Annotated in this window: 25 protein-coding genes; 18 read left to right on the forward strand and 7 right to left on the reverse strand. The window is 44.4% G+C overall.

Annotation, left to right across the window (positions count from 1 at the left end):
• Nucleotides 1–126: 126 nt before the first annotated feature.
• A complete protein-coding gene (locus G6N79_RS01925; protein ID WP_103904923.1) occupies nt 127–720 on the reverse strand; it encodes an outer membrane beta-barrel protein in 594 nt (197 codons plus the stop codon).
• 5 nt (nt 721–725) lie between these two features.
• Nucleotides 726–1,988 (reverse strand): LVIVD repeat-containing protein, encoded by a 1,263-nt coding sequence (locus G6N79_RS01930; protein ID WP_103904924.1) that lies wholly within the window; start codon nt 1,986–1,988, stop codon nt 726–728.
• Between the two features lie 136 nt (nt 1,989–2,124).
• Between G6N79_RS01930 and G6N79_RS01935 the strand changes: the two genes are divergently transcribed.
• From G6N79_RS01935 to G6N79_RS02015, 17 genes are all read left to right on the forward strand, one after another.
• Nucleotides 2,125–2,685 carry a hypothetical protein gene (locus tag G6N79_RS01935; protein WP_103904925.1) on the forward strand — a complete coding sequence of 187 codons (561 nt, stop codon included), beginning with the start codon at nt 2,125–2,127 and terminating at the stop codon, nt 2,683–2,685.
• Between the two features lie 56 nt (nt 2,686–2,741).
• Nucleotides 2,742–4,577, forward strand: a complete 1,836-nt coding sequence (locus G6N79_RS01940; RefSeq protein WP_103904926.1) for an ABC transporter ATP-binding protein — start codon at nt 2,742–2,744, stop codon at nt 4,575–4,577.
• A gap of 94 nt (nt 4,578–4,671) precedes the next feature.
• On the forward strand, nt 4,672–5,049 hold the full coding sequence (locus G6N79_RS01945) for a YtxH domain-containing protein (RefSeq protein ID WP_103904927.1): 378 nt from the start codon (nt 4,672–4,674) through the stop codon (nt 5,047–5,049).
• Nucleotides 5,050–5,102: 53 nt separating this feature from the next.
• Entirely contained in the window at nt 5,103–5,762 is a 660-nt protein-coding gene (locus tag G6N79_RS01950) for a heme exporter protein CcmB (RefSeq protein WP_103904928.1), read from the forward strand.
• Nucleotides 5,719–6,438: a cytochrome c biogenesis protein gene (ccsA, locus tag G6N79_RS01955; protein ID WP_234993134.1), complete on the forward strand. Its 720-nt coding sequence runs from the start codon at nt 5,719–5,721 to the stop codon at nt 6,436–6,438. The genes G6N79_RS01950 and ccsA overlap by 44 nt, the downstream gene beginning before the upstream one ends.
• A gap of 1 nt (nt 6,439) precedes the next feature.
• Nucleotides 6,440–6,646: a CcmD family protein gene (locus G6N79_RS01960; RefSeq protein ID WP_103904930.1), complete on the forward strand. Its 207-nt coding sequence runs from the start codon at nt 6,440–6,442 to the stop codon at nt 6,644–6,646.
• A gap of 21 nt (nt 6,647–6,667) precedes the next feature.
• Nucleotides 6,668–7,651, forward strand: a complete 984-nt coding sequence (locus tag G6N79_RS01965) for a DUF6427 family protein (protein ID WP_103904931.1) — start codon at nt 6,668–6,670, stop codon at nt 7,649–7,651.
• 187 nt (nt 7,652–7,838) lie between these two features.
• Nucleotides 7,839–9,173: a BamG family beta-barrel-assembly machinery protein gene (gene bamG / locus G6N79_RS01970; RefSeq protein WP_146060564.1), complete on the forward strand. Its 1,335-nt coding sequence runs from the start codon at nt 7,839–7,841 to the stop codon at nt 9,171–9,173.
• A gap of 3 nt (nt 9,174–9,176) precedes the next feature.
• The gene (gene lptC / locus G6N79_RS01975; RefSeq protein ID WP_103904933.1) at nt 9,177–9,776 is read left to right on the forward strand and encodes an LPS export ABC transporter periplasmic protein LptC; all 600 of its coding nucleotides are present in this window, start codon (nt 9,177–9,179) and stop codon (nt 9,774–9,776) included.
• A 153-nt stretch (nt 9,777–9,929) separates the two neighbouring features.
• A complete protein-coding gene (locus G6N79_RS01980; RefSeq protein ID WP_103904934.1) occupies nt 9,930–12,029 on the forward strand; it encodes a SurA N-terminal domain-containing protein in 2,100 nt (699 codons plus the stop codon).
• A gap of 66 nt (nt 12,030–12,095) precedes the next feature.
• Nucleotides 12,096–12,611 (forward strand): DUF2480 family protein, encoded by a 516-nt coding sequence (locus G6N79_RS01985; protein ID WP_200818744.1) that lies wholly within the window; start codon nt 12,096–12,098, stop codon nt 12,609–12,611.
• A gap of 30 nt (nt 12,612–12,641) precedes the next feature.
• Nucleotides 12,642–13,433 (forward strand): DUF3108 domain-containing protein, encoded by a 792-nt coding sequence (locus tag G6N79_RS01990; RefSeq protein WP_103904936.1) that lies wholly within the window; start codon nt 12,642–12,644, stop codon nt 13,431–13,433.
• A 2-nt stretch (nt 13,434–13,435) separates the two neighbouring features.
• On the forward strand, nt 13,436–14,002 hold the full coding sequence (locus G6N79_RS01995; RefSeq protein WP_103904937.1) for a DUF3109 family protein: 567 nt from the start codon (nt 13,436–13,438) through the stop codon (nt 14,000–14,002).
• A 54-nt stretch (nt 14,003–14,056) separates the two neighbouring features.
• Nucleotides 14,057–15,031, forward strand: coding sequence for a polyprenyl synthetase family protein (locus G6N79_RS02000; RefSeq protein ID WP_103904938.1), 975 nt, complete (start codon nt 14,057–14,059; stop codon nt 15,029–15,031).
• A gap of 2 nt (nt 15,032–15,033) precedes the next feature.
• Nucleotides 15,034–16,089 carry a TerC family protein gene (locus tag G6N79_RS02005; RefSeq protein WP_103904939.1) on the forward strand — a complete coding sequence of 352 codons (1,056 nt, stop codon included), beginning with the start codon at nt 15,034–15,036 and terminating at the stop codon, nt 16,087–16,089.
• Between the two features lie 184 nt (nt 16,090–16,273).
• The gene (locus G6N79_RS02010) at nt 16,274–17,455 is read left to right on the forward strand and encodes a C1 family peptidase (protein WP_103904940.1); all 1,182 of its coding nucleotides are present in this window, start codon (nt 16,274–16,276) and stop codon (nt 17,453–17,455) included.
• A gap of 106 nt (nt 17,456–17,561) precedes the next feature.
• A complete protein-coding gene (locus tag G6N79_RS02015; protein ID WP_103904941.1) occupies nt 17,562–18,806 on the forward strand; it encodes a thioredoxin family protein in 1,245 nt (414 codons plus the stop codon).
• A gap of 131 nt (nt 18,807–18,937) precedes the next feature.
• On the opposite strand, the gene G6N79_RS02020 is transcribed toward G6N79_RS02015, so the two are convergent.
• The gene (locus G6N79_RS02020; RefSeq protein ID WP_103904942.1) at nt 18,938–20,074 is read right to left on the reverse strand and encodes an acyl-CoA dehydrogenase; all 1,137 of its coding nucleotides are present in this window, start codon (nt 20,072–20,074) and stop codon (nt 18,938–18,940) included.
• A gap of 260 nt (nt 20,075–20,334) precedes the next feature.
• On the opposite strand from G6N79_RS02020, the gene G6N79_RS02025 reads away from it, so the two are divergent.
• A complete protein-coding gene (locus tag G6N79_RS02025; RefSeq protein WP_103904943.1) occupies nt 20,335–20,970 on the forward strand; it encodes a peroxiredoxin in 636 nt (211 codons plus the stop codon).
• 29 nt (nt 20,971–20,999) lie between these two features.
• Here G6N79_RS02025 and G6N79_RS02030 read toward each other — a convergent pair whose 3' ends face one another.
• The 4 genes from G6N79_RS02030 to G6N79_RS02045 form a co-directional block, all read right to left on the reverse strand.
• Nucleotides 21,000–21,227, reverse strand: a complete 228-nt coding sequence (locus tag G6N79_RS02030) for a hypothetical protein (RefSeq protein ID WP_103904944.1) — start codon at nt 21,225–21,227, stop codon at nt 21,000–21,002.
• A gap of 152 nt (nt 21,228–21,379) precedes the next feature.
• Entirely contained in the window at nt 21,380–22,450 is a 1,071-nt protein-coding gene (locus G6N79_RS02035) for a S1C family serine protease (protein ID WP_103904945.1), read from the reverse strand.
• A gap of 10 nt (nt 22,451–22,460) precedes the next feature.
• Nucleotides 22,461–23,045 carry an RNA polymerase sigma factor gene (locus tag G6N79_RS02040; RefSeq protein ID WP_103904946.1) on the reverse strand — a complete coding sequence of 195 codons (585 nt, stop codon included), beginning with the start codon at nt 23,043–23,045 and terminating at the stop codon, nt 22,461–22,463.
• A 192-nt stretch (nt 23,046–23,237) separates the two neighbouring features.
• A complete protein-coding gene (locus G6N79_RS02045) occupies nt 23,238–23,597 on the reverse strand; it encodes a DUF4870 domain-containing protein (RefSeq protein ID WP_103904947.1) in 360 nt (119 codons plus the stop codon).
• Between the last annotated feature and the right edge of the window lie 375 nt (nt 23,598–23,972).

Raw genomic sequence — 23,972 nt, forward strand, 5'->3', positions numbered from 1 at the left:
ATCCGGCCAACTCACCATCGCCCTATTCCATTTGGGAATATGGAGAGCATAAAAAAGGCGATAGAATAATTCTACCGCCTTATCGCCATACTGGCTTCTGGGATTTGTTAAACGTTGGTTGTGGATTTAGAACCCAAAACCAACCTTTAGGCTTGCCCTATGTGCATGAATGGATTTCGTAGCATGGTAATTATGAGTTGCCCCTGGCGTCATTAGCTGAGGCAACAATGGCACTGTCTCCTGATAGGTTTCCGAACCCGCCTTCTGGTAATGATAGCCTAGGGAAAGAGTAAAGGATCCTCTTGCGCCCAATTTCCACTTGACGCCGACCTGTGGAGCAACACGAAGGCCGCCTTCTTCTTTCCGGTCCGTCACTTGATCCCGAAAGCTCGCAAAACCATAGCCCACATCCAAACCGGCATACAATCCTGTGGTTTCGGGTTGTATGATGGTGTGGCGCACGCCCCCCGAGAGGGAAAACACATCCACCTCTTCTCCATGAGTCACAAATAACTTATCATACCCCAAGGTCCCTCCAAGCGTCCATTTCGGAGAAATAGCATACCCATTGAAGGTCTGTACCGTAAATCCACTTTCTTTCGTCTTAAAACCGTAAGGAAGTAAACCCAGCTCGGTATGATTGACAAATTTACGGTCCTGTGCAAACGCAGTGCTGCTCATTGAAAGCAAGACAACCATAAGGAATATATATCTTTTCATGCTGGTTACTTAGATGGAATTACGGAAATACAACTCAACTGTTTCAATTTTGCCGGGTCGCTGTAATCGAATTGGCAAACAGATTCCTTACCGATAACAATCAGTGATTTAGGCCCTGCAATCACATCGAAGCTCTTCAGGTTCTGCAGGTATTCCATCTGGTTATTGTCAACATCCATGACGTCATTGATCCGGAAGCTCTTAAACCCAAAATCACCTTCACAGACATATAGCGAGTTGCCCGAGAGTGCTAGCCCATGTGGATTCTTCATCTGGAATTTACTCACCAGCATCGGCTTCCGCAGATCTTGGATATCAACTACCTCCAAGACATTTTGAGAAGTGTTGCAATTTGTTCCACTTCGTAACGTAACAAAAGCATATTTATCATTTACAACCACGGGATCACAAGCACGTATATGCGTATAGGTGGCCAGTTTCTCGGGCGCCTGCGGATTCTTCACATTAAGAATATGCATACCATCATTTGCACCGACAAACAAGTTGTCCTTGTAAGGGAACAACGTTTCAATACCAAATCCAAGTGCGACATCCGTTTTAAATGCTGGCGAACGGCCATTGCGGAGGTCAAAAGCCTTGATCTTTTCCCCAAAAATTGCAAAGAGGTAATTATTATTCAAAGCGAATCGGGCCATCGATCCGGCTTGACCAACGCTGTTACCACTTTCAGCATACGAATCATACTCAATTCGGTAGCTTGGTATATACGTTTCTTTATAGGTGAAATCTACCAGCGAATCTTTGTACGCTATGGGGACCATATACTCATCGGATAGGACATCTTTTTGTACTCCATCCATAAAATAGCGCACTGCAAAAACATCTTTCTGCCGATCGATCTGCTTCGGCTTTGCGATGTTACTGATATCGAAAGTCACCAAATCTGTAACATTATCTACATAGAGCAGGTCATTTTGAATCGCCAAGTCAAAATTGCCCGGAATCGAAAGGAAACCAACAGACTTCGGACTGGATGGATTCTCATTGTTATAGATATGGATGCCTTTTTGCGGCTCATTGATGAACAGGTGGTTCTTATAGAGGTATATCTTCCCTGTTGCGCTCAACCCCTTACTCTGCTCCAAGGTAAAGGTCATGGCTCGCAAATCCTTCAGCTTGACTAGCACGGGCATGACCGTATTAAATTTCTGTCTCGTTTCGTATTTGTCACATCCCTGGAATATCATCAACAACAGCCAGCTGAAGATGAATAGGAAACTCCCTCGGGATCGGTTGATAAATTTCATAATCGTTAATTTTGGCTTGTAATACCCAGATAACGAAGCGCCTTACCGTAATGCTACAGCAAAAAAATTATTTTAAAGCAAAAAAAATAGTTTTGGAATAATACGATGGATTTTTAATCTTCGTTAAAACTGTGATATGAGAAAAATTTCCTTTCAATATGTAGCCCTTATCATACTGATGATGGTTTCCTGCTTGGTTTATGGACAAGATAGCACCATGGTCAAAGCGGATTCGCTCTCTTTTGAGTCCCAACGGGAGCGCGTGAATGCGCTGTTGAACGAACGGAGCCAGCGATTTGGTGAATACGATGTTTCCCTCGAGAAAAAGACCGGTGTCTTCGGACTGTTCAAGACCAAAAAGGACATGCAGAAATCTATAGACATCTTACGGCAGATCGTCCTGAACGACAACAATATCTTTATCGAAACACGCAAGCTGTTGGACCTGAAGGATGCCCAAAGCGAACGGTACCAACGCCTTGCAGATGAATACGACAAACAGATTTCGGCCTATATGGGCACCATTACCAAGCTGCAGAATGAAAATGAGAAACTGCGTGGAAATGTAGATGCGCTCGATGAATCAGAGACTGGGAACAATGCCCTGCTTTACCTGGCAGTTTTGGTTATTTTGATCTTGGGGACCTTGCTATTTCTGCAATACCGAAAGAATAGCAACAAAAAATTGACGCAATAGTGATAAGAAGACCTTTTTATATTGGTACTTTTGCTCGTTAAGTAAAAATTGGATCAATGGCCAGACCGAGATTGAACAGTGGTGATACGCATTCGGAAGATTTACCCAAGCCGAAAATAAACAAAGAAATCCTCCAAAAAGCTTTAAAGATATTCTCTTACATAAAGCCCTTCAAGTGGAAATTTGTTGTGGGCATGGTATTCCTTGTATTCTCCAGTTTAACGATGCTGACCTTCCCCGCACTGTTAGGGGCGATGATCGATGCGGCACAGGGCATACAATCGTATCCTTTCTTGCCGGCAAGCGTCAAGTTCATCGGTGGACTATCCCTGATCATCCTTACTTTCCAAGCCATTACCTCATTTTTCAGGATCCGCTTATTTGTGGAAATCGCTGAAAAAGCTTTGGCCAACATCCGTCGTGACAGCTACCATAAACTGATCACCCTACCTATCGATTTCTTTGCCAACCGACGGGTCGGCGAGTTGAACAGCCGTTTATCGGCGGACCTATCGCAGATCCAGGATACCATGACAACGACCTTGGCCGAAATGTTGAGACAGACCATCAGTTTAACCTTCGGGGTAATTCTATTGGTGTTCGTATCGCCGAAATTGGCATTGATGAACCTGAGTATTTTGCCGATAATCATCATTGTCGCCATGATCTTCGGGCGTTTCATCCGAAATCTTTCGCGTGAGTCGCAGGATAAACTGGCCGATTCCAACGCCATCGTGCAGGAGACATTATTGGGTATCAGCAACGTGAAAGCCTTCGTCAATGAATTTTTCGAATTTAAACGCTACTCCAATAAATTGGATCAAGCGGTAGGCTTGGCCGTCAAGGGTGCCACTTACCGCGGTATATTTGCATCCTTTATCATATTTGCGATTTTTGGCGCCGTAATCCTTGTGATCTGGTACGGAGCATCATTGGTTTCACGCAATGAAATCTCCGTTGGCGATTTAACGACCTATATCCTGTACTCTTTATTCGTTGCAGGATCGATGGGTAGTTTTCCGGAATTATATGCCAGTGTGCAGCGCTCTTTGGGTGCCAGTGAGCGGGTATTGGAAATCTTGAAAGAACAGCCTGAGGACATCCAGGTGAATGATGCCGACAAGGTTGTGCGGACACCGATTACGGGCGATATCGTATTTGACCACATTAGTTTTTCCTATCCTACGCGCCCTGACCTGGAGATCCTGAAAGACATTTCCTTTCACGTAGCTGCAGGAAAGAAAATGGCCATCGTTGGTCCTAGTGGAACGGGAAAATCGACCATAGCCTCCCTGATATTGCAGTTTTACCAGCCTTCTTCCGGAACGATCTATTACGACGGTATTCCCGCAGATGCGCTGCCACTGACCGATATTCGGAACCAGGTTGCTATTGTTCCGCAGGACGTCCTGCTCTTTGGCGGCACGATCCGAGAAAATATCGGCTATGGAAATCTCCATGCGGATGCAGAAGACATCATCACGGCGGCAAAACGCGCCAATGCACATAAATTCATCATGGACTTCCCTGAGGGTTATGACACCATCGTTGGTGAACGCGGTGTTAAGCTATCCGGCGGGCAGCGTCAGCGGATCGCTATTGCACGAGCGCTCCTGAAAGATCCGGCGATTTTGATCCTCGATGAAGCAACCTCCTCCCTGGATTCTGAATCTGAACGCATGGTGCAACTGGCACTCGAGGAACTTATGAAGAACCGAACTTCCATTATTATTGCGCACCGATTGTCCACCATCCGGGACGCTGACATGATCATCGTCGTTGAGAACGGCCTGATTTCAGACTTGGGCACCCACCAGGAATTGATGGAAAAAGACACCGGCCTGTACAGACATCTCTACACTTTGCAATCTCTTCAAGTGGTTGAAAGTTAATTTTTGTTAATTTAGAATATGTGAAAACTTTTTGGCGCAAGCCTTGTTTTATACTCACAGTACAATTGACAAATAGGATAAAAAAAATATAATCATGGAAAAAAATAGAAATGGATTAGTGGCATTCGCCCTATTAGGACTAGCAGTAGGAACAGCAGCTTATTATTTATTAGGCACTGAAGACGGCAAAAAGCAATTAGACCGTGCGAATGACGGCATTAAGAGCTTAACCAAGTCTATTAAGGATTTATCGAAGAAAGAAGCAAAACGTGCTTCCAGATTGGCTAAATCAGCTAAAGAAGATTTAGAGAACTTGAAAGATCGCGCTAAGAATGCGGGTCGTGATGCATTGGACAAAGCATCTTCAAAAGCAAACGAGTGGGCAAGCAAAGCTTCCGACGCTGCACAAAACGTAGGCGGAAAAGCTGAAGATATCGCTGACCGCGCAAAATCAGAAATTAAAAACGCTTAATTTCTAGAAACGCATTGACTCGCTCAACGGATTGATTCGTATCTTTGTAGACCATGAATCTTTTTGAGCAAGTTAAGACCTTAATATACAAAGATGTTGTCCTAGAATGGCGTTCTAAATATGCCATCAATAGCATCTTACTTTATGTGGTATCCACAGTATTTGTTTGTTATCAATCATTCAAATCTGTGGATACTCTTGTTTGGAACACTCTGTTCTGGATTATCCTGCTCTTCGCGGCCATTAATGCCATGAGCCGTAGTTTTGTGCAGGAGACGGGACCTCGCCAACTGTACTACTATGCGATTGTCAGCCCGAAAGCCATCATCCTGGCCAAGATCATCTACAATTCCCTATTGATGATCCTGCTGTCGACCATTGCCTTTATCGTGTACAACCTCATCTTTAAGAGCCAAGCGGAAAATATAGCAGTCTACCTGTTATCCATCCTGTTGGGCAGCATCAGTTTCGCCACAGTATTCACCATGGTTGCTGGTATCAGCGCGAAAGCGGGCAACAACAGTACCATCATGGCTATCCTGAGCTTTCCGGTCATCATCCCTTTGCTGATCGTACTGATCAAGCTTTCCATGAGTGGTGTCGTGGGCATGACAATAGGCGATAATTGGGGCGATATCGCTGTTTTATTGGCAATTAATATCGTCACAATTGCTATTTCTTTGCTCTTATTTCCTTACCTTTGGCGAGATTGATTTTTTAGTTCTTATGAGAAAGAGTTGGTGGAAAATCTTGGCGGTAGTGATGATCGCCAGTACGATAGTAGCCGGACTATTGGGTCCTGTCCCGGTATTACCCATTTTAAATGAAACAATCCGAAACGTCTATTTCCATGTCCCGATGTGGTTTGCGATGGTATTCCTATACTTAATTTCGGTCATCTATAGCATCAAGTACCTCAATTCGGGAAATCGCAATTACGATTTGATGGCCGTTGAGGCCGTCAATGTGGGCATCCTATTCTGCGCGTGCGGTCTGATGACGGGTATGTTATGGGCCAATATCACTTGGGGTGAACCATGGCCGAATGACCCTAAGCTCAATGGTTCCGCCATTGCGACCTTGATGTACCTGGCCTACCTGGTCCTACGCAATGCCCTGGAAGAAGAACAGAAGCGTGCAAAGATCTCTGCGATCTACAATATCTTCGCATTCCCGATTATGGTCGTTTTGTTGTATATCCTGCCAAAGATGACAGATTCCCTACACCCAGGAAGTGGAGGTAACTCAACCTTCGGTGATCTGGATATGGACAACTACATGCGTCCTGTATTTTATACTGCAGTAATCGGCTGGATCCTAATCGGTTCTTGGATCATGACACTGCGTTACCGCGTTCGTTTAATTGAAGACAAAAAGAACAGTTTTTAACATGAAAAATATCCTATATACAATCGCTGCCTTACTGATGTTCTGCAACCAGAGCTTCGCACAGGGCAAAGTGGAAATGGCTGATGGTCTACGCGCCGAAGGAAAGATTTATGTCGTTGTGCTGGTGATGCTGGTGATTTTCTCGGCCGTTGCCACCTACCTTTTTATCCTTGACCGCAAGGTTTCGAAATTAGAAAAAGACAGATAAGCCCTAAGTACATTTTTTGATATGATCATTAACCAACACCGTACGCTATCAGGATTGAACATTTTCCTTGTTACGCTTGTTGGTACCATATTATGTCTGGGTGTATATCTTCACCTGCCGGATAAATTGACCCCCGTATTGGTGGAACCCGGTCTGAACAGACTGTTGGGTCTCCATATCGGTGAGGATCTCAATCCACAGCTGAACGTAATTATTACCCTATTGCTGACCCTATTTCAGGCATTTTACCTCAATAGGGTTGTCAACCATTACAATCTTTTGGGGAAACCCAGCTTCCTGACCTCCCTCATGTTCATGACCTTGGTCAGCTTGTTCATCCCATTCCTGGTCCTTTCTCCTACGCTGATCTGTAATTTCATTACCATCTGGATGTTGCAGAAACTCTTCAACATCTATAAGCATGTGGACGTGAAGGGCACCATGTTCGACTTGGGCTTGATCGTGGCGTTGGGAAGTCTGATCTATTTCCCATTTATCGTGATGTTGCTGCTTATCTGGGGAAGCTTGATCATCTTCCGTCCCTTCGATTGGCGGGAATGGTTTACCCCGCTATTGGGTGTGATAACTATCTACTTCCTACTGGCAGTAGCCTATTTCTGGTTGGAACGGATGGATGAATTCTATCAGATTTTCATTCCATTCACGTATAACCTGCCCACACGTTTGGACATGGACATGAATGATTATTTCGTGCTCATCCCGATTGTCATATCCTTGGGAGGCTTTCTGTTCATCCTAAAAGACAACTTCTTTAAAAGTGTGGTGCAGATCAGAAAGAGCTTTCAATTGCTGTTCATCATGTTGGTGCTCATCTTCGGTTCATTCTATCTGAATGCAGAACGGTCCATCAACCATTTCCTGCTGGCCGTTCCTCCCCTGTCCATCTACTTGGCATATTTCTTCACCCATGCCAAAATGAAATGGTTCTACGAAACACTTTATGTGGTCATTTTACTGACGATAATCTACTTTCAATTTTTCTAACCTACTGAGCGGTAACCGTTTAACCTTTTTTAACAAACAAAAAGCCGTTGATATTTAAAAAATAGATAGTTTTGTAGCAAAAATTCAGGTATTTACAGCCATCACTGCAGCATTAACCTGATCATGAATGCGCAAAGCAAATTATGAATAGCTGATGGCCGATGAATCATTTAAAATATTGAAACAGTTGAAAATATTTAGCTCAAATACATCCTTACTGAAATTATTAGGCATCGGAGCCGTTTTATTATTCAGTCAGAATTCCTTCGCGCAATCCTCGACCTCACATTCACCTTATTCACAATTTGGTCTAGGCCAGATGCGTGGGGATCAAATACCTCAATTGCGCGGTATGGGCGGTATTTCAACCGGAGTTCGCTACCAAGGTGGGCTTCCGATTCTGAACATTTCCAACCCTGCATCGTATTCGGCATTCAACCGGACGATCTTGGATGCCGGTCTTTACGGCAATATTACCCAATTGGAAAAGGGATCCAGCGTAGGAAATACAGCAGATTTCGCATTCAGCCATTTCGCATTCGGATTTTCCCTGAATAAGCAGAATGGCCCGAAACTGGGTGGTCTATCCTTCGGATTGATGCCTTATTCGGATGTCGGCTATACCGTATCTGCAGACCGCGATATCAACAATACCCCGTATAAAACAAGCCTAATCGGTGAAGGAGGATTGAATAAAGCCTATGTGGGCTGGGGAGTTTCTCCATTCAAGAACTTCAGCATTGGGGCAAACGTAGGCTTCCTGTTCGGAAACCTGTACGACAAGTCCATTATCGAATATCCAGCAGGATATGGTTATTACAACACCTCCAAAACGGATACGCGTCGTGTTACCGGTGTAGTTTATGACTACGGTGCGCAATACTTCTTGCCCCTTGGAAACCGCATGAACCTGACTGTAGGTTATTCCGGTTCCTTGAACAATTCCGTTCGCAGCAGGGTAACCTCTTTGGTAACCCGTACACAGACCGACCTATCCGGTGCCGTAACGGAGCAAGTGCCAATTGATACATCATCGAACGATGAACTTTCCAACCGTAAGATCAACCTTCCGTTGAAACATAGCGTAGGATTCACCTTGAGCAAAGGCGTAAACTGGTCCGTTGGTGCAGACTTTAAGTATGCTGACTGGACCAACTATCAAGTTCGACAAGGTGAGGACAAATTGGGCAAGAACTTAGGTTTTGCCGTTGGTGGACAGATCAAACCAGATCCGACTTCCATGAACTACCTGAAAGTAATCGATTACCGCCTTGGATTCCGTTACAACAAAACGCACATGACGGTGAACGAGCAACGCATCAACGATATGGCAGTGACCGTTGGATTGGGTCTTCCATTACCGGAAACAGGTTTTGGACGGACATTCTCGAACGTCAACATCTCTGCGGAATTCGGTCAGCAAGGTACGATGAACCACAACCTGGTCAGGGAACGATATATTAACTTACATTTCGGATTCACCATCAATGATGCATGGTTTATCAGAAGAAGTTACGATTAATAGATGAGTTTGAAAAGATTCAAGATATCACGATTTTTGCCCCTAACATTAGTTTTGCTAGGGGCAATCTTGTCAATTGCCTGTGAAAATGACGCCAAGGATATCGACCGCCTGGCAAATATCAAGGCGGAAGAGGCTGTTGATATCTCTAAGGATGTGACGGTGGTCTACAGCGATTCGGCACAGGTGAAAGCTGAGCTGAAAGCTCCCGAGATGCGTGTGTATCATGACAGTACCGGTAGCTATGAATTCAAGAAAGGTGTGCAGATCATCTTTTTCGATGAATTTGCGAAGGAAATGCAGCGCATTACGTCAAAGTATGCCATCCAGCGTACCGAGAGCGGTATTACGGAGTTCCGCAACGATGTGGTGATTACCAAGGTGGATGGAACGGTCATCAAAACGGAGGAGCTGATCTACGACGAAAACCAGAAGAAGTACTACGGTAGTCAGCCCATTACCGCTGAATACAACGACGGAAGGACGTCTGCGCAGGGAACTTCCTTCACATCGGATGCCAACTTCAATGATATCCGATTCACCAACGGCACCGCGATTCACTTCCCGACCACAGACTCCCAATTGCCAGGATTTGGAAACTAACAAAGGCAGAGCTTTTTAGCCCTGTAAAATTTACAGTGTGCATGAAAGAAAATTTTACTCTTTTTTTCATAAAAATTGTATCTTGCGCCTTGTTTTAAAGAAACGACAATTAAGTAACTAAAAATTAGCAAAAAATAAAATACAGAATACATTATGGGATTAATGACCTATTTGCGGAACAAAGCGGGACTAGTAATTTTCGTGATTGGTTTAGCAATCGTTGCCTTCTTATTAGGGGATGCAATCAACGTGGGAAAACCATTTTGGCAGAGCAGCCAGAATGAGGTGGGTAGCGTAAATGGTGAAGGTATAGACTACCAACTGTTCAATGCACAGGTAGACCAAGCCAATGCCATGTACCAGCAGCAAATGGGTGGTGCTTCCAATCCGCAGATGCGCAACTTCGCCGTTCAACAGGTGTGGAATCAATTCTTGACCCAAAACCTCTTGAACCAAGAGATGGAGAAAATCGGAATTGAAGTAGGCAAGGATGAATTGAACAGCTTATTGTTCGGAAACAATCCTTCCCCACAGATTCTACAATCCTTCGGGAACCCTCAGACAGGACAGGTGGACAAAAATTACCTGAACCAGGTAATTGAGCAAGCAAAAACCAACCCTCAGGTAAAACAGGAATGGGAAATGTTGCTGCAGAATATCAAGAACGAACGTTTAAATCAAAAATACACAACGTTAATCAACAACAGTGTCTATACGACTTCCTTGGAAGCAGAATATGATTACAATGCACGTCAGAAACTGTCAAACTTCAAATACGTAATGTTGGATTATGCATCAGTGAATGATTCACAGATCAAATTGACAGATGCTGATTACAAAGAATATTACGATAAAAACAAGAAAGCCTTCAAAAACCCTGAAGAAACACGTACGTTGGAGTATGTTCTTTTTGATGCGAAACCAAATGCAGCGGATTCCGCTTTGGTACTTGGCGAAATGCAGAAATTGAAAACGGAACTGCAGGCTTCTACCAGTGACTCGGTTTTCGTAACGACACATGCGGACAACAGACTTCCAGTTCGTTATTATACCAAAGGACAATTGAGCCCAGCTTTGGACTCTGTAGTTTTCAAAACTGCACCAGGCACGGTAGTAGGTCCATTCCTTTCCGACAACGCATACGAGATCGCGAAAGTTATCGCGGTTAAGAACAGCCCTGACTCCGTAAACATCAGCTCCATTGTGATCAATCCAATGGCAGAAGGTGGTATGGATAAAGCCATGGTGAAAGCAGATTCCATTAAAAACTTGATTACCGGAGGTGCTAACTTTGCTGCCTTGGCAGTAGAATTCAGCGCTGATCCGAACAGCAAGAACAATGGCGGTGAAATGGGCACATTTACCCGCGGCATGATTCCTGAATTGGAAGAAGTGATGTTCGACGGTACAGCTGGTGATGTAAAAGTTGTCCCTACGAACAACGCTGTTCATATCATCAAGATCAACAGACAGATCGGTAACTCACAGATTGCGAAATTGGCGATCGTGGATAAATCCATCAACTCGGGCAAAGAAACTACAGATGCCGCTTATGCAAAAGCGAACAGTTTCTTCACTGCCGTGAATAAAGACAACTTTAATGATATCGCTAAGCAACAAAACGTAACGGTTAACAAAAACGACCGCACCTTGGCCATGGATAATATGCTAGGTGGCGTTGAAGTTCCTCGCGACATGGTACGTTGGGCTTTCGAAGCAGAAAACGGCGAAGTGAGCGATAAAGTTTACGAAACGAACGACAACTTCATCGTTGCACGTGTTACAAACATCCAACCAAAAGGACAGCAACCTTTGGAATCTGTAAAATCGAATATCGAGCCTTTGGTTAAGAACATGGTGAAAGCACGTATGTTGAAAGAGAAGATGAACAATGCCTTGAACGGTGCCGGTTCTATTGAGCAGGTAGCGCAGAAATTGGGCAAGAATGTACAGACGGTAGAGAATGTCGTGCTTGCTAACCCAGTTATTCCGGGTATCGCGGTGGAAAACGCAGTCGTAGGTACTGTATTCGGTCTTCAGCCGAACAAGCCATCCAAATCCATTGAAGGTAAACAAGGCGTATATGCAGTTCAAGTAACGGGATTTGTAAATCCTAAAGCTTTAGCTGGTGATGAGTTAGCTGCACAGCAAAAGCAGATCTCAGAAGCCAAGTCACAACGTTCATGGGGGACTATCCTAAAAGCATTACAGGACAATGCGAAGATTGTTGACAATCGCATTAAGTTCTTTTAACATTTAAATAATTAAATTTGCAGCTGGGTGACATGAAGTTACCCAGCTTTTTTTATTTTTATGCATATGGAAATTCAAGAAACAATCATCAATAAGGTCGCTCAAAGTGGTTTAATTACCATTGATCTTGCCGATCATGCACCCAAGGCACCTATTGAAATCTATGATATCAAGGACAACCTATTCCATGGCTTGATCTTAAAGGAAAAGGATTTCCGCGAATTCATCAAGAATCACGACTGGACACAATATAAGGACAAACATATCGGCATCATCTGTTCCACCGATGCGATCGTTCCTACTTGGGCATACATGCTACTGGCAACCAAGCTGGAGAATATTGCGCTATCCATTCATTTCGGAGATGAAGAGTATGTCCGCAAGGTCCTGTTCGATCACGCACTTGCAACTTTTGACTACAGCCAATATGTGGACCAACGGATCGTGATCAAGGGTTGTGGAGATATTCCCGTTCCGGAGTCAGCCTTCGTAACCTTTACGGCCCAATTGAGTAAGGTTGCCAAAAGTATTATGTACGGCGAGCCCTGCTCCACCGTGCCTGTCTTCAAGAGAAAGTCTTAAACTATAGTCCCCAATTCTGGTCAAAAGTATATGAAAAGATTATTACTATTTATCCCGATCTGTGTTTTGCTGATCGGTTCATCCTTCGCGCAGACCCTTCCGTATTTGAAAGAACCGACCTATCAAGTTGGGGAAGTATTGAAATATAAACTGCGCTACGGTATTATTTCCGCAGCAACAGGAACTCTTTCCGTGGAGAAGTCCAAACATAGCTTTGGCGTGAAAAACCCCATCCATTTAAATGCTTTCGGGCAGACATCGGGTGCTTTTTCAAAATTCTATACGGTAAAGAATCAATACGATTCGTACATCGACCAGGATACGTTCCTACCGATCTTATATACCGAGAATATTCGCGAGAACAAGTACCGCCGCGTGGAATACGCAACATTTGACCACAAGGCCAGAAAGGTTAATGGCAAGAAAGGTAACTTCTCGAGTCCTTCGGCACAGACCTTCGACCTGGTTTCGGCCTATTATTTCTCCAGAAATCTGGATTTCTCGAAGTTGAAATCGGGGGAAAAGTTTAAGATCACCTACTTCCTGAACGATGAAGTGGCTCAACTTGGCGTGGAGTACATCGGGGTGGAAAAGGTAAAAACCGTCCTTGGCGAATTGGAGTGTATCAAGCTCAGTCCGGAAATTACGCCCGGAAGAATCTTTAAAAAGAGCAGTCGTTTGTATCTTTGGGTCACCAACGATGGTAACCGGATCCCTGTAAAGGCACAGGTGGAGATCCTAATCGGATCGGTTACGATGGAATTGGTGAGTGCCGATGGATTGAAATACCCGTTGGGCAAACGCGTAAGTTATTCAAAATAAAAATGATAGAAGTAGGAAATGTCCTTGTTCATGAAGACATCATCAACAATGACTTTGTGTGTAACCTGAGTAAATGTAAGGGCATCTGCTGTATTGAGGGCGATGCTGGGGCTCCGTTAACGGAAGCCGAAACCAAGATATTGGAAGAAATCTACCCGAAAGTAAAACCTTACCTGACCGAAGCCGGTATCCAGGCCATTGAAGAGCAGGGCACCTCGGTCGTTGACGCCGATGGTGACCTGACGACGACCTGCGTCGGTGGCAATAAAGAATGTGCCTATGTGACCTGGGAAAATGGCATCACCAAATGTGGCATCGAAAAAGCCTATGAAATGGGGGATGTACAATGGAAGAAACCTATTTCCTGCCACCTCTACCCTATCCGGGCAACCCATTACCCTGAGTTTGACGTACTGCATTATGACCGTTGGTATATCTGTAAAGATGCCTGTTCTTTTGGGCAGGAACTCAAAATCCCGGTCTACAAATTCCTAAAAGATCCGCTCATCCGGGAATATGGTGAAGAATGGTATGCTCAGCTTGAAAATACCTTAGCTTCTCAAGCATAATTTTAGTATTTTTATTGGCAATTCAGAGCACACTGATGGTATTAAACCATATACATGTTGACACTAGACGAAATACAACTTCCAATAAAAGAACATCTCAAGCGATTTGAAAAGACCTTTAAGGCCTCGATGCAAAGCTCGGTTCCCTTATTAGATCGTATCACGCGCTATATTATTAAGCAGAAGGGAAAACAGATGCGGCCGATGTTTGTTTTCTTTTCAGCTGGATTGGTAGGAGGCATCAAGGAGTCGACCTATCATGGCGCTTCCCTGGTTGAATTGCTCCATACGGCGTCACTCGTGCACGATGATGTGGTGGACAATGCGAACGAAAGAAGAGGATTCTTCTCCATCAATGCCCTTTGGAAGAACAAGGTGGCAGTCTTGGTGGGGGATTTCCTGTTATCGAAGGGTTTGCTGCTGTCGGTGAAGAATAAGGAATTTGAGCTGTTACGGATTGTATCCGAAGCCGTAGAAGAGATGAGTGAGGGTGAGCTTCTTCAGATTGAAAAAGCCCGCCATTTGGACATCAAGGAGGAAATCTATTACGAGATCATCCGCAAGAAAACAGCGTCGCTGATTGCGTCCTGCTGTGCCTGCGGAGCTTCTTCTGCCGGTGCCGATGCAGAGACCACCGAAAAGCTGCGCCTATTCGGTGAAAAAGTAGGCATCGCTTTCCAGATTAAGGACGATCTTTTCGATTTCGGACTGGACGATGTGGGAAAACCTGTCGGCAATGACATCAAGGAAAAGAAAATGACCTTGCCCTTGATCCATGCACTTTCGATTGTGGATAAGAGTCAGAAACGGAAAATCATCAACTTGGTCAAGAACCACAATGAAGATCCAAAAAAAGTAGCCGAAGTCATTGCCTTTGTCAAAGCCAATGGCGGCATGGACTACGCAACGGAGCAAATGCTGAAGTATCAGCAGGAAGCTTTTGATATCCTCCATAGCATTCCTGGTGGAGGTGAATACAAAACAGGATTGGAACAATTAGTACGCTTTACAACAGAACGAAACAAATAACTATGAGCCACGAAGCACTATTCATGATCGGATTTATAATCTTTATAATCCTCATGTTAGCCATAGACCTTGGTCTATTTTCAAAAAGTGACAAACCTGTATCCCTGAAGGTCGCCGCCATCATGAGCGCCATTTGGGTCACATTCGCCCTCCTATTTGGTTTATTGCTGTATTATTGGGGAAATGAACTTCACAATGTACACGATATCCCGCGACTCAAAGAGGTTGTGGCCAATCACATGCACAACATCACCATTAATGAAAATGACCTTGTTGGCAGCTTAAAGGCCTATAATAAAAACCTGACCCTGGAATATCTAACCGGCTATGTCGTGGAATACGCCCTATCCGTAGATAATATCTTCGTGATGGTCCTCCTGTTCAGCTCATTTGGTATTCCGGAAAAATATTACCATAAAGTATTGGTTTGGGGTATTCTTGGTGCCATCATCATGCGTTGTATCTTCATCTTTGTAGGTGCTGCCTTGATTACCAAGTTCGGCTGGATCTTATACCTATTCGGTGCATTCCTAGTATTTACGGGTATCAACATGTACATCAACCGTAACAAAGAGGAAGAAGTGGATCCGGAGAACCACCCGGTTGTAAAATTCATGTCGAAGCGCTTTAAGGTGACCCACAAATTGGATCAAGGAAAATTCTTCCATGAAGAAAACGGCGTGAAATACATGACACCTTTATTTCTGGTGCTGATCGTTATTGAATTCACAGATCTAATCTTTGCCGTTGACTCCATCCCCGCGATCTTCTCTGTAACCAAGGATCCATACATTGTATTCTTCTCGAATATCTTTGCCATCCTGGGCTTACGTTCGATGTTCTTCCTATTGATCAACATCATCCATAAGTTCCACTACCTGAAGGTCGGATTGGCGTTCCTATTGATTTTTATCGGTGCGAAGATGCTATTGCACAGTTACCTGAAAGATTGGGGATTCACGACCAGTCATTCCCTGATCGTTATCTTAGGTATCCTAGCGATCAGTATTATTGCATCGCTGATGTTCCCGAAAAAGGAAGATTACACCAAAGCATAAAAGCCAAAGCATAAAAGAATATGCCATTAGGCAAACAAAAAGGTGGGATATGTTCAATCCCGCCTTTTTGTTTGCCTATGGTATTATCCCCGCCTTAATCCACCAATAATTTTACACAATGTACGCTCCTGCTCGATTATTATTTAATAAATTCGTGCCAACAAATTTAACTTAATAATAACATATGAATTGGAGTAAATCTATTCTAATGGCAGCTGCTTTCTTTGCAGCTACACAAGTACAAGCACAAGATAACCTTATAAACGCCCTTAAAGGCAATGTTAGTGACAACTCAAAAGAAGGATTTAAGTTCACCGAGGTGATCAATTTAGGTAAGACGTCTATCAAGGACCAAGGATCTTCCGGTACCTGTTGGTCGTACTCCGGAAACTCTTTCCTGGAGTCTGAGATGATCCGTATGGGTAAGGATCCGGTTGAGATTTCCCAAATCTACACCGCACGCAACACGTATGTGGAGAAAGCTAAGAATTTTGTCCGCTTGCACGGAAAACAGGCGCAAGGTGATGGCGGTCAATTGCACGACGTATTGACGATCTTCAGAAAATATGGTGCCGTTCCTTATGAAGTGTACACGGGACTTCCGGAAGGACAAACCAGAAACAATTTCAGTGAGATGAGCCCAATTCTACAATCCATCACGGAAAGCGTAGCGAAGAGTAAAAAACCGACCGCAAACTGGTTGAAAGCATTCACCGGTGCGATGGACTCCTACTTGGGTGAAGTACCTGAAAATTTCCAGTACAAAGGAAAGACGTATACGCCAAGAACATTTGCTGACCAAGTGATCGGTATCAACCCGGATGATTACGTTGGTATCTCGTCCTTTGAAGAACACGAACTCTACAAACGCTTTGTCCTGTTGATTCCTGACAACTGGTCCTTCGAGAGCTTCTACAACGTAAAAATCAACGACCTAACGGATATCATTGACCATGCACTATCCAAAGGATACACGGTTGCCTGGGCTACTGACGTATCGGAAAAAACGTTCAGTTGGAAGAATGGTGTAGCATTCGTTCCTGAAAAACCGATCGAGAAAATGACCAAGGAAGAAGTTGACAACCTATTCAACGGTCCGAAACCGGAAGCGAAGATTACGGCTCAACAAAGACAGGCTGCATTCGACAATTATGAAACTACGGATGATCACGGGATGCACATTGTAGGCTTGGTAAAAGACCAGACCGGCAAAGAATACTACATTGTAAAAAACTCTTGGGGTGCAACAAATGACTACCAAGGATATATGTACGCAACCAAGGAATTCGTGCGCTATAAGACAATTTCCTTAATGCTGCACAAGAAGGCATTGGATAAAAACATGCAAAAGCAATTGGGAATCTAACAATTCCTTAAAATAATTTCGAAAAGTCCCGTTTTGTAGCGGGACTTTTTCATTTTATTAATTAACTTTAGCTTAAGATACAATTTAAAGTAAATAAACACGGATTATGAAAAAGTTACTATTATTATTATTTACCCTTCCCTTCTTAGCGATAGCGCAGGATAAAGGGATCGCCTTCGAGCACAATACGACTTGGGAGAAGGTAAAGGCCAAAGCAAAAGCAGAAAACAAACATATTTTTGTAGATGCATTCACGACTTGGTGCGGTCCATGTAAATGGATGGCGGCGAACATATTTCCACAGGAAAAAGTAGGAACGTTCTTCAATGAGAACTTTGTGAACCTGAAAATCCAGATGGATGAAACAGCTGCGGACAATGACGATGTAAAGTCTTGGCGCGAAGAAGCGAAACGCTTTGCTAAGGATTACAAAGTTGTTGCTTATCCGACATTCTTGATTTTCAACCCACAGGGTGAGCTTGTTCACCGGATCGTAGGTGGTGGTGAAGCGGATCAATTTATTGCATTAGCAAAAGACGGATTGAACCCAGATACCCAATACGAAACGTTGGTTAAGAAATTCAATGCCAACCCGAAGGACAAGGCCGTTGCACAAGCTACATTAGCTGCAGCACAAAAGGCATACGATAAGGAGACTTCCGCAAAAGCGATGGAAACCATTATCAGCAACTCCACACAGGAGGAATTGCTTAGTGCGGACATGTTGAAGTTATTGTCGAAAAATGCGACATCCCCAAGCTCGAAGGCTTTTGAGGTTATCCGCAAGAACCAAGCGAAGGTTGACGAAGTATTAGGTGCGGGCAAAGCAGCGAATATCCTTTCGATTGCCATCATTAACTCGGAAATCGCACCGGTAGTATCTCGCTCGGAAACCGATATCTTCGACAAAACTGTTGCTGAGGTAGCGGCGAAATACCCAGATGTGAACATCGCACCGATGGTAGCAAGCTACAAGCCTAATTATTATGCACGTCAGAAGAATTGGCCAGCATTCAGGGATGCTGTACAGGCCTATATCAATATGGATCCAGCTAAGGTTTCGCCTTCACAGTTAAACTCATTTGCATGGGCAATCTTCGAAAACTGCGATGATCCAGCATGTGTGGAATCTGCATTGGCATGGAGCAAGAAATCCTTGGAAGCAGAGGAAAACCCAATGCTGATCGATACGTACGCAAATCTTCTTCACAAATTGGGAAGAACAAAAGAAGCGATCGAATGGCAGGAGAAAGCGTTGGCAAAAGTAGATGCAGATAGCAAAGCGGAATACCAAGCCACATTGGACAAAATGAAAAAAGGCGAACCTACTTGGGTAAAAGATACCGAATAAGCAGGTTGTCCCTATAGCAAAAGCCCCGCATCGTATTCGATGCGGGGCTTTTGTTTGTGGCATGATTCCACAAAAAGGGGCCACTTGCAGGGCAAGCAACCCCAGGATGGTAGTCACACCAACTTAATAGCTTATCGCAGGACTTCGCGTGCGATGACCAGCCGTTGGATCTCTGAGGTTCCCTCATAGATCTGCGTAATCTTTGCATCGCGCATCAAACGTTCCACATGGTATTCTTTTACATAACCGTACCCGCCATGGATTTGCACAGCTTCAACGGTATGCTTCATGGCAACTTCAGAAGTGCTGAGCTTGGCCATGGCCGCGATCTTACCGTAAGGCAAGCCTTGGTCCTTCGTCCACGCCGCCTTGTAGGTCAATAGGCGTGCCGCCTCAATATCGACCTCCATATCCGCTAATTTAAACTGGATGGCTTGATGGTCCGCAATGGGCTTCCCGAAGGTCTTACGCTCCTTAGCATAGGCCATAGCGAGGTCATAGGCGCCCGCTGCGATGCCCAAAGCCTGGGCAGCGATGCCAATACGGCCACCGTCCAAGGTCTTCATGGCAAACTTAAATCCAAAGCCGTCTTCACCGATCCTGTTTTCCTTGGGCACCCGAACATCCGAGAACATCAGGGAATGCGTATCCGAACTGCGGATCCCTAATTTATTTTCCTTTGGACCGATGGTAAACCCTGCCATGCCTTTCTCAACAATCAGGACATTGATTCCGCGGTGCCCCAATTCGGGGTGCGTCTGCGCGATGACCAGGTAAATATCCGCGTTCCCCCCGTTCGTGATCCAGTTTTTTGTCCCATTAAGCAGGTAGTGATCTCCCTTATCTTCGGCCAATGTATGCTGTGAAGAAGCATCGGATCCCGCTTCCGGTTCGGAAAGGGCAAACGCGCCCAATTTTTCTCCGGATGCCAAAGGTTTGAGGTACTTCTGCTTCTGCTCCTCCGTTCCGAATTCGTTTAATCCATAAAGGACAAGCGAATTGTGCGCTGACATAATCACGGCAGCTGACGCATCAATTTTCGCGATCTCCTCCAAGGCAAGGGCATAGGCCAACGTATCCATTCCCGCGCCACCATAGGCTTCGGGAACCATGATGCCCATAAAACCCAGCTCCCCCATCTTCTTCACAAAATCGGTCGGAAACTTGGCGGCTTCATCGCGTTCAATAACGCCGGGCTTTAATTCCTGCGCAAATTCACGGGCTGCTTCCCGGATCATCTTATGTTCTTCTGAAAGTTCGAAATTCATTGCTACTGTTTATATGGTTTACTCAAATATAAAGAATATTTATTATGCAAGCATAACAAATTATTACATTTTACCATATCCAGAAACTATTTCCAAATATCCTAAACTTTAATAACCCATTGACTGTTATAGACATAGTGCAAATCACACCGCTCTCCCCACAACGGGAAAAGTGGATTATGCCATCAAAAATTGGAAATTTCAATTAAATCTACTATATTGGTAGAGTAAATAGAATCTAACATATAAACAATACAATCATGAGTTTAAGATTAGGAGATACAGCACCGAACTTCAAAGCAAAGACAACAGCCGGCGACATCGACTTTTACGATTACATCGATGGCAAATGGGCCGTTTTATATTCACACCCTTCGGATTACACACCGGTTTGTACCACTGAATTGGGGAGAACCGCAAAATTGAAATCGGAATTCGACAAACGGAACGTAAAGGTCTTGGCCTTGAGCGTGGATTCGGTTGAAGATCATGAAGGTTGGGTAAAGGATATCAACGAGACCCAGCAAACGGAAGTTAACTTCCCAATCATTGCCGACGAAGATCGCCATATCGCAAACCTGTACGACATGATCCATCCCAATGCATCAGCCACAGCTACGGTGCGTTCGGTATTCGTGATCGGACCGGATAAGAAGATCAAATTGACGCTGACCTATCCGGCATCAACGGGCAGGAATTTCAATGAGATCCTCCGCGTGATCGATTCACTACAGTTAACGGAAGACTACCAGGTCGCTACCCCAGCAGATTGGGAAGATGGCCAGGATGTTATCGTCGTTCCTGCCATCAAGACCGAGGATATCCCTGCGAAATTCCCGAAGGGATATACCGAAATCAAGCCTTATCTGCGCACAACGCCGCAGCCAAACAAATAAAGGGACATTATCAGGAAATGAATACTTCATTATAAAGGCCAGCTGTTATCAGTTGGCTTTTTCTTTAGGTGATGATTCTTTTTCTTGCGCGGAACGATATAGGAGGTAATCAGCGCGATCAGGGTTACCAGCGTAAGTTGTTTGATGATATCGCTCAGGTGGACATCGAAACTCGACGATGAGAAGAAAAAATTAAAAACCTGGAGGATGACCACTAGGGTCAGGAAAATAAAGAAATACGTCCAAAAGGTTCTCATAGTATTTAATTTACGATAAATATAAGATTAAAACCTTAATTTCCAAATAGATATAAATACCTGTTTTCCATAACGACTATCGTTTGGCATGACAAAATAAAAAGGTGCCCGCATCCGCAGGCACCTCCATTATACAAAAGTCCATTTTATTTTTAATATACCTTCACCATGTAGATGTAGTCTTGCAACTTCTTGATCTGCTCGGTTCGTGGCAATGTAGAAAGGCTATTCTTGCTGTTCAGGATGATATTTCCTTTCAGGTTTTCCTTGGGAATCCTGTTCAATGTTTCTACGAGCGCTTTGGTCTTGATAGCGAAAGCTGCACCATCAATCCCCTTCTGTTTACCAGAGATAATACCGATGATATTACCGTTTCGATCCAGTACAGGTCCACCACTATTTCCCGGGTTCACCGGAATGGAAATCTGGTAAGCTGTTGTATCGCCGCTATAGCCTGTTGCCGAACTCAAGTAGCCTTCGCCATATACCGCTTCGTCACGTGGGTATCCGATGGTGAAGATATCCTCACCTAGATCCATTCCCTGTTTACGGAAGGTATACGGGATACTTGCCGATTTAGCGAATGTCGAATCCGAAATGTGTAGGATGGCCAAGTCTTTCTCCTGATCCACATGGATAATGGAAGCCTTGAATGTGTCTCCACTACTGTTCTGCAGGTGGATACTATCCGCTCCGCTCACGACATGGAAGTTGGTCACGACATATCCATCCTTGGTCAACATAAAGCCTGTTGCACCATACTGCAACGGTGCCGGCGCAGTGGTATTTTCTTTATTGATGTTGCGGATGGCATTGTTATGCGCATTCACATTCTTCTTAACGTTGTTTATCTCGCGTTTAAGCGCACTGTAGTCCGAACTGGTCTTGCGTATCGTTGAGAAGTATCCGGTCGCATACAGCGTAGCTAAAGAGGAAAGAACGGCAACTGCGGCAGCAGCAACGCCATTGATCTTTAATTTCTTCCACATCATGACGATGATTCCTTGGTTCGGTTGCTCCTGAATCACGGCCGCCAATTGCTGTTTGAATTCGCTGCGCGCTGACTGATCTTCCATTTGCTTGAGAAAATCGGCATGCGAGCGGAACAGGTCCTGCAATTCCGGATTTCCATCGCGCAACTGCTCGAAATCCTGCCGCTCTCGGGCGGTCATATCTCCGATGAGGTAGCGGTCTGCCAATTCCAAAAATTCCTGCTGTCTCATGTTGTTCTAACTATTTTGATTTTTGGTCGAAGAACAGTTTCTTCAACCGCTGTAAACATTTATATTTCTGGGTCTTTGCGTTGTCCGGATTGGTATATCCCAATTTATCGCAGATTTCCTGCATCGACCTGTTCTGAATATAGAAATCCTTCAGGATGGTCAGGCAGGGTTCCCCCAATTGGGACATGGCCCCTTCCATCTTTGCAAATTCCAATTCCTTTTCCACGTGGACCTGTAGGTCACTTTCCACATCGGGGATATCGTATTCATCGCTATCCACCGTACTGTAAGCATTTTCCTTCTTGTTGAGCTGCTTGAGCCAAAGGCGTCTACTGACTGCGTACAGGAACGTGCTGATCTTACTGCTGAGTTCAAAGTCCGTCTGAGTAACCTTATCGTACAGCACCATCACCGCCTCCTGGAAAATATCCTTGGCCTCATCCTCGGATCCCCGATTACCCGTAATCAGATGAGATACGGAAGGGAAGCATGTTTTGTAGATGTAGGATATCGCTGAATTGTCCCCGGAACGGAGCCCCGCCAGCAATTCCCTGTCCTCACGCGTCTTTGGTATGATCTGCCTTATTTTACTCACCTATTAATACACTTATTTTCAAATAGTAACCCAAGAAACCCTAAAATATTTACCTTTTATGATTTCGACCCCAAACGTAAGAGATTTTTCATGCATTATCAATCCCTACGTACTTCTCTTAACAAATTTCAAAAAAATAAGAGACACCATCCGTTCGGGATGGTGTCTCTTATGCGTTATGTCTTGTGCGATCTAGATGCCCGATAACAAATTGCTGAAGTACTCCCCCAAAACCGGAACCGGTTTCTTATTTCCGTTCGCTGCGTTGATGACCCCAAGGATCCACATCACGACCACCAGTATACTACCGGCTGCTCCAATGATCCACCCGATGAAAGGAATGTAAGCAATGATTCCCAGAGCAAATCCCGTAATCATGATCCCCAACGACTGGCGAATATGGTAAGCCGCAAAATCATTGCGCTTGTCATTGTTCATTACAAAGGCAATTATGAGACCAATTACTGTAATATAAGCGATAATGGCAATATTTTTACCATCGTTGATGCTGTTGTTCCCTGGTGTTTCCAGTGGTGTTCCTGTATTTTCCATAATTAAAGTCTATTGTTTAGCTAAAATTAATATATTTTTCCAATACTTCACCATCCCTTGACCTACATTATTCGCTGATTAACCATTCCCCATAGCAGAATTCCTGATCGACACCCCTAAAAACGTGGATTACAACCTGTTTGGTGCGGAAACAAAACCTCACTCCTTGGACCTTGTCCGAGGTGAGAGCGTGGTGAGAGCGTACTCAGAGCGTGTGAGAGCGTGTCTATAGACACGGTCCCACCACGGCTACACCCCGAACACACCTCGGATGCACCTCAGACAAGGTCTAGGTAGCACCAGGGCTGTTTTTGAAACGCAGCCTTAAAATGAAAATAACAGTGACAGAGGATATTACATGAAAATATCATAAAC

This window comes from Sphingobacterium lactis, assembly GCF_011046555.1.
Taxonomy (GTDB): Bacteria; Bacteroidota; Bacteroidia; order Sphingobacteriales; family Sphingobacteriaceae; genus Sphingobacterium; species Sphingobacterium lactis.

What these genes read in the sequence shown, in the direction of transcription:
- G6N79_RS02020 (WP_103904942.1), bottom strand. Translation starts at nt 20,074, where the DNA reads ATGAATTTCGAACTTTCAGAAGAACATAAGATGATCCGGGAAGCAGCC.
- G6N79_RS01995 (WP_103904937.1), top strand. Translation starts at nt 13,436, where the DNA reads ATGATAGAAGTAGGAAATGTCCTTGTTCATGAAGACATCATCAACAAT.
- G6N79_RS01985 (WP_200818744.1), top strand. Translation starts at nt 12,096, where the DNA reads ATGGAAATTCAAGAAACAATCATCAATAAGGTCGCTCAAAGTGGTTTA.
- G6N79_RS01950 (WP_103904928.1), top strand. Translation starts at nt 5,103, where the DNA reads ATGAATCTTTTTGAGCAAGTTAAGACCTTAATATACAAAGATGTTGTC.
- G6N79_RS02025 (WP_103904943.1), top strand. Translation starts at nt 20,335, where the DNA reads ATGAGTTTAAGATTAGGAGATACAGCACCGAACTTCAAAGCAAAGACA.
- G6N79_RS01935 (WP_103904925.1), top strand. Translation starts at nt 2,125, where the DNA reads ATGAGAAAAATTTCCTTTCAATATGTAGCCCTTATCATACTGATGATG.
- G6N79_RS02035 (WP_103904945.1), bottom strand. Translation starts at nt 22,450, where the DNA reads ATGAGACAGCAGGAATTTTTGGAATTGGCAGACCGCTACCTCATCGGA.
- G6N79_RS01930 (WP_103904924.1), bottom strand. Translation starts at nt 1,988, where the DNA reads ATGAAATTTATCAACCGATCCCGAGGGAGTTTCCTATTCATCTTCAGC.
- G6N79_RS02005 (WP_103904939.1), top strand. Translation starts at nt 15,034, where the DNA reads ATGAGCCACGAAGCACTATTCATGATCGGATTTATAATCTTTATAATC.
- G6N79_RS02045 (WP_103904947.1), bottom strand. Translation starts at nt 23,597, where the DNA reads ATGGAAAATACAGGAACACCACTGGAAACACCAGGGAACAACAGCATC.
- G6N79_RS01945 (WP_103904927.1), top strand. Translation starts at nt 4,672, where the DNA reads ATGGAAAAAAATAGAAATGGATTAGTGGCATTCGCCCTATTAGGACTA.
- lptC (WP_103904933.1), top strand. Translation starts at nt 9,177, where the DNA reads ATGAGTTTGAAAAGATTCAAGATATCACGATTTTTGCCCCTAACATTA.
- G6N79_RS01960 (WP_103904930.1), top strand. Translation starts at nt 6,440, where the DNA reads ATGAAAAATATCCTATATACAATCGCTGCCTTACTGATGTTCTGCAAC.
- G6N79_RS02015 (WP_103904941.1), top strand. Translation starts at nt 17,562, where the DNA reads ATGAAAAAGTTACTATTATTATTATTTACCCTTCCCTTCTTAGCGATA.
- G6N79_RS01990 (WP_103904936.1), top strand. Translation starts at nt 12,642, where the DNA reads ATGAAAAGATTATTACTATTTATCCCGATCTGTGTTTTGCTGATCGGT.
- G6N79_RS02030 (WP_103904944.1), bottom strand. Translation starts at nt 21,227, where the DNA reads ATGAGAACCTTTTGGACGTATTTCTTTATTTTCCTGACCCTAGTGGTC.
- G6N79_RS01980 (WP_103904934.1), top strand. Translation starts at nt 9,930, where the DNA reads ATGGGATTAATGACCTATTTGCGGAACAAAGCGGGACTAGTAATTTTC.
- G6N79_RS01925 (WP_103904923.1), bottom strand. Translation starts at nt 720, where the DNA reads ATGAAAAGATATATATTCCTTATGGTTGTCTTGCTTTCAATGAGCAGC.
- G6N79_RS02010 (WP_103904940.1), top strand. Translation starts at nt 16,274, where the DNA reads ATGAATTGGAGTAAATCTATTCTAATGGCAGCTGCTTTCTTTGCAGCT.
- G6N79_RS02000 (WP_103904938.1), top strand. Translation starts at nt 14,057, where the DNA reads ATGTTGACACTAGACGAAATACAACTTCCAATAAAAGAACATCTCAAG.
- G6N79_RS01940 (WP_103904926.1), top strand. Translation starts at nt 2,742, where the DNA reads ATGGCCAGACCGAGATTGAACAGTGGTGATACGCATTCGGAAGATTTA.
- G6N79_RS01965 (WP_103904931.1), top strand. Translation starts at nt 6,668, where the DNA reads ATGATCATTAACCAACACCGTACGCTATCAGGATTGAACATTTTCCTT.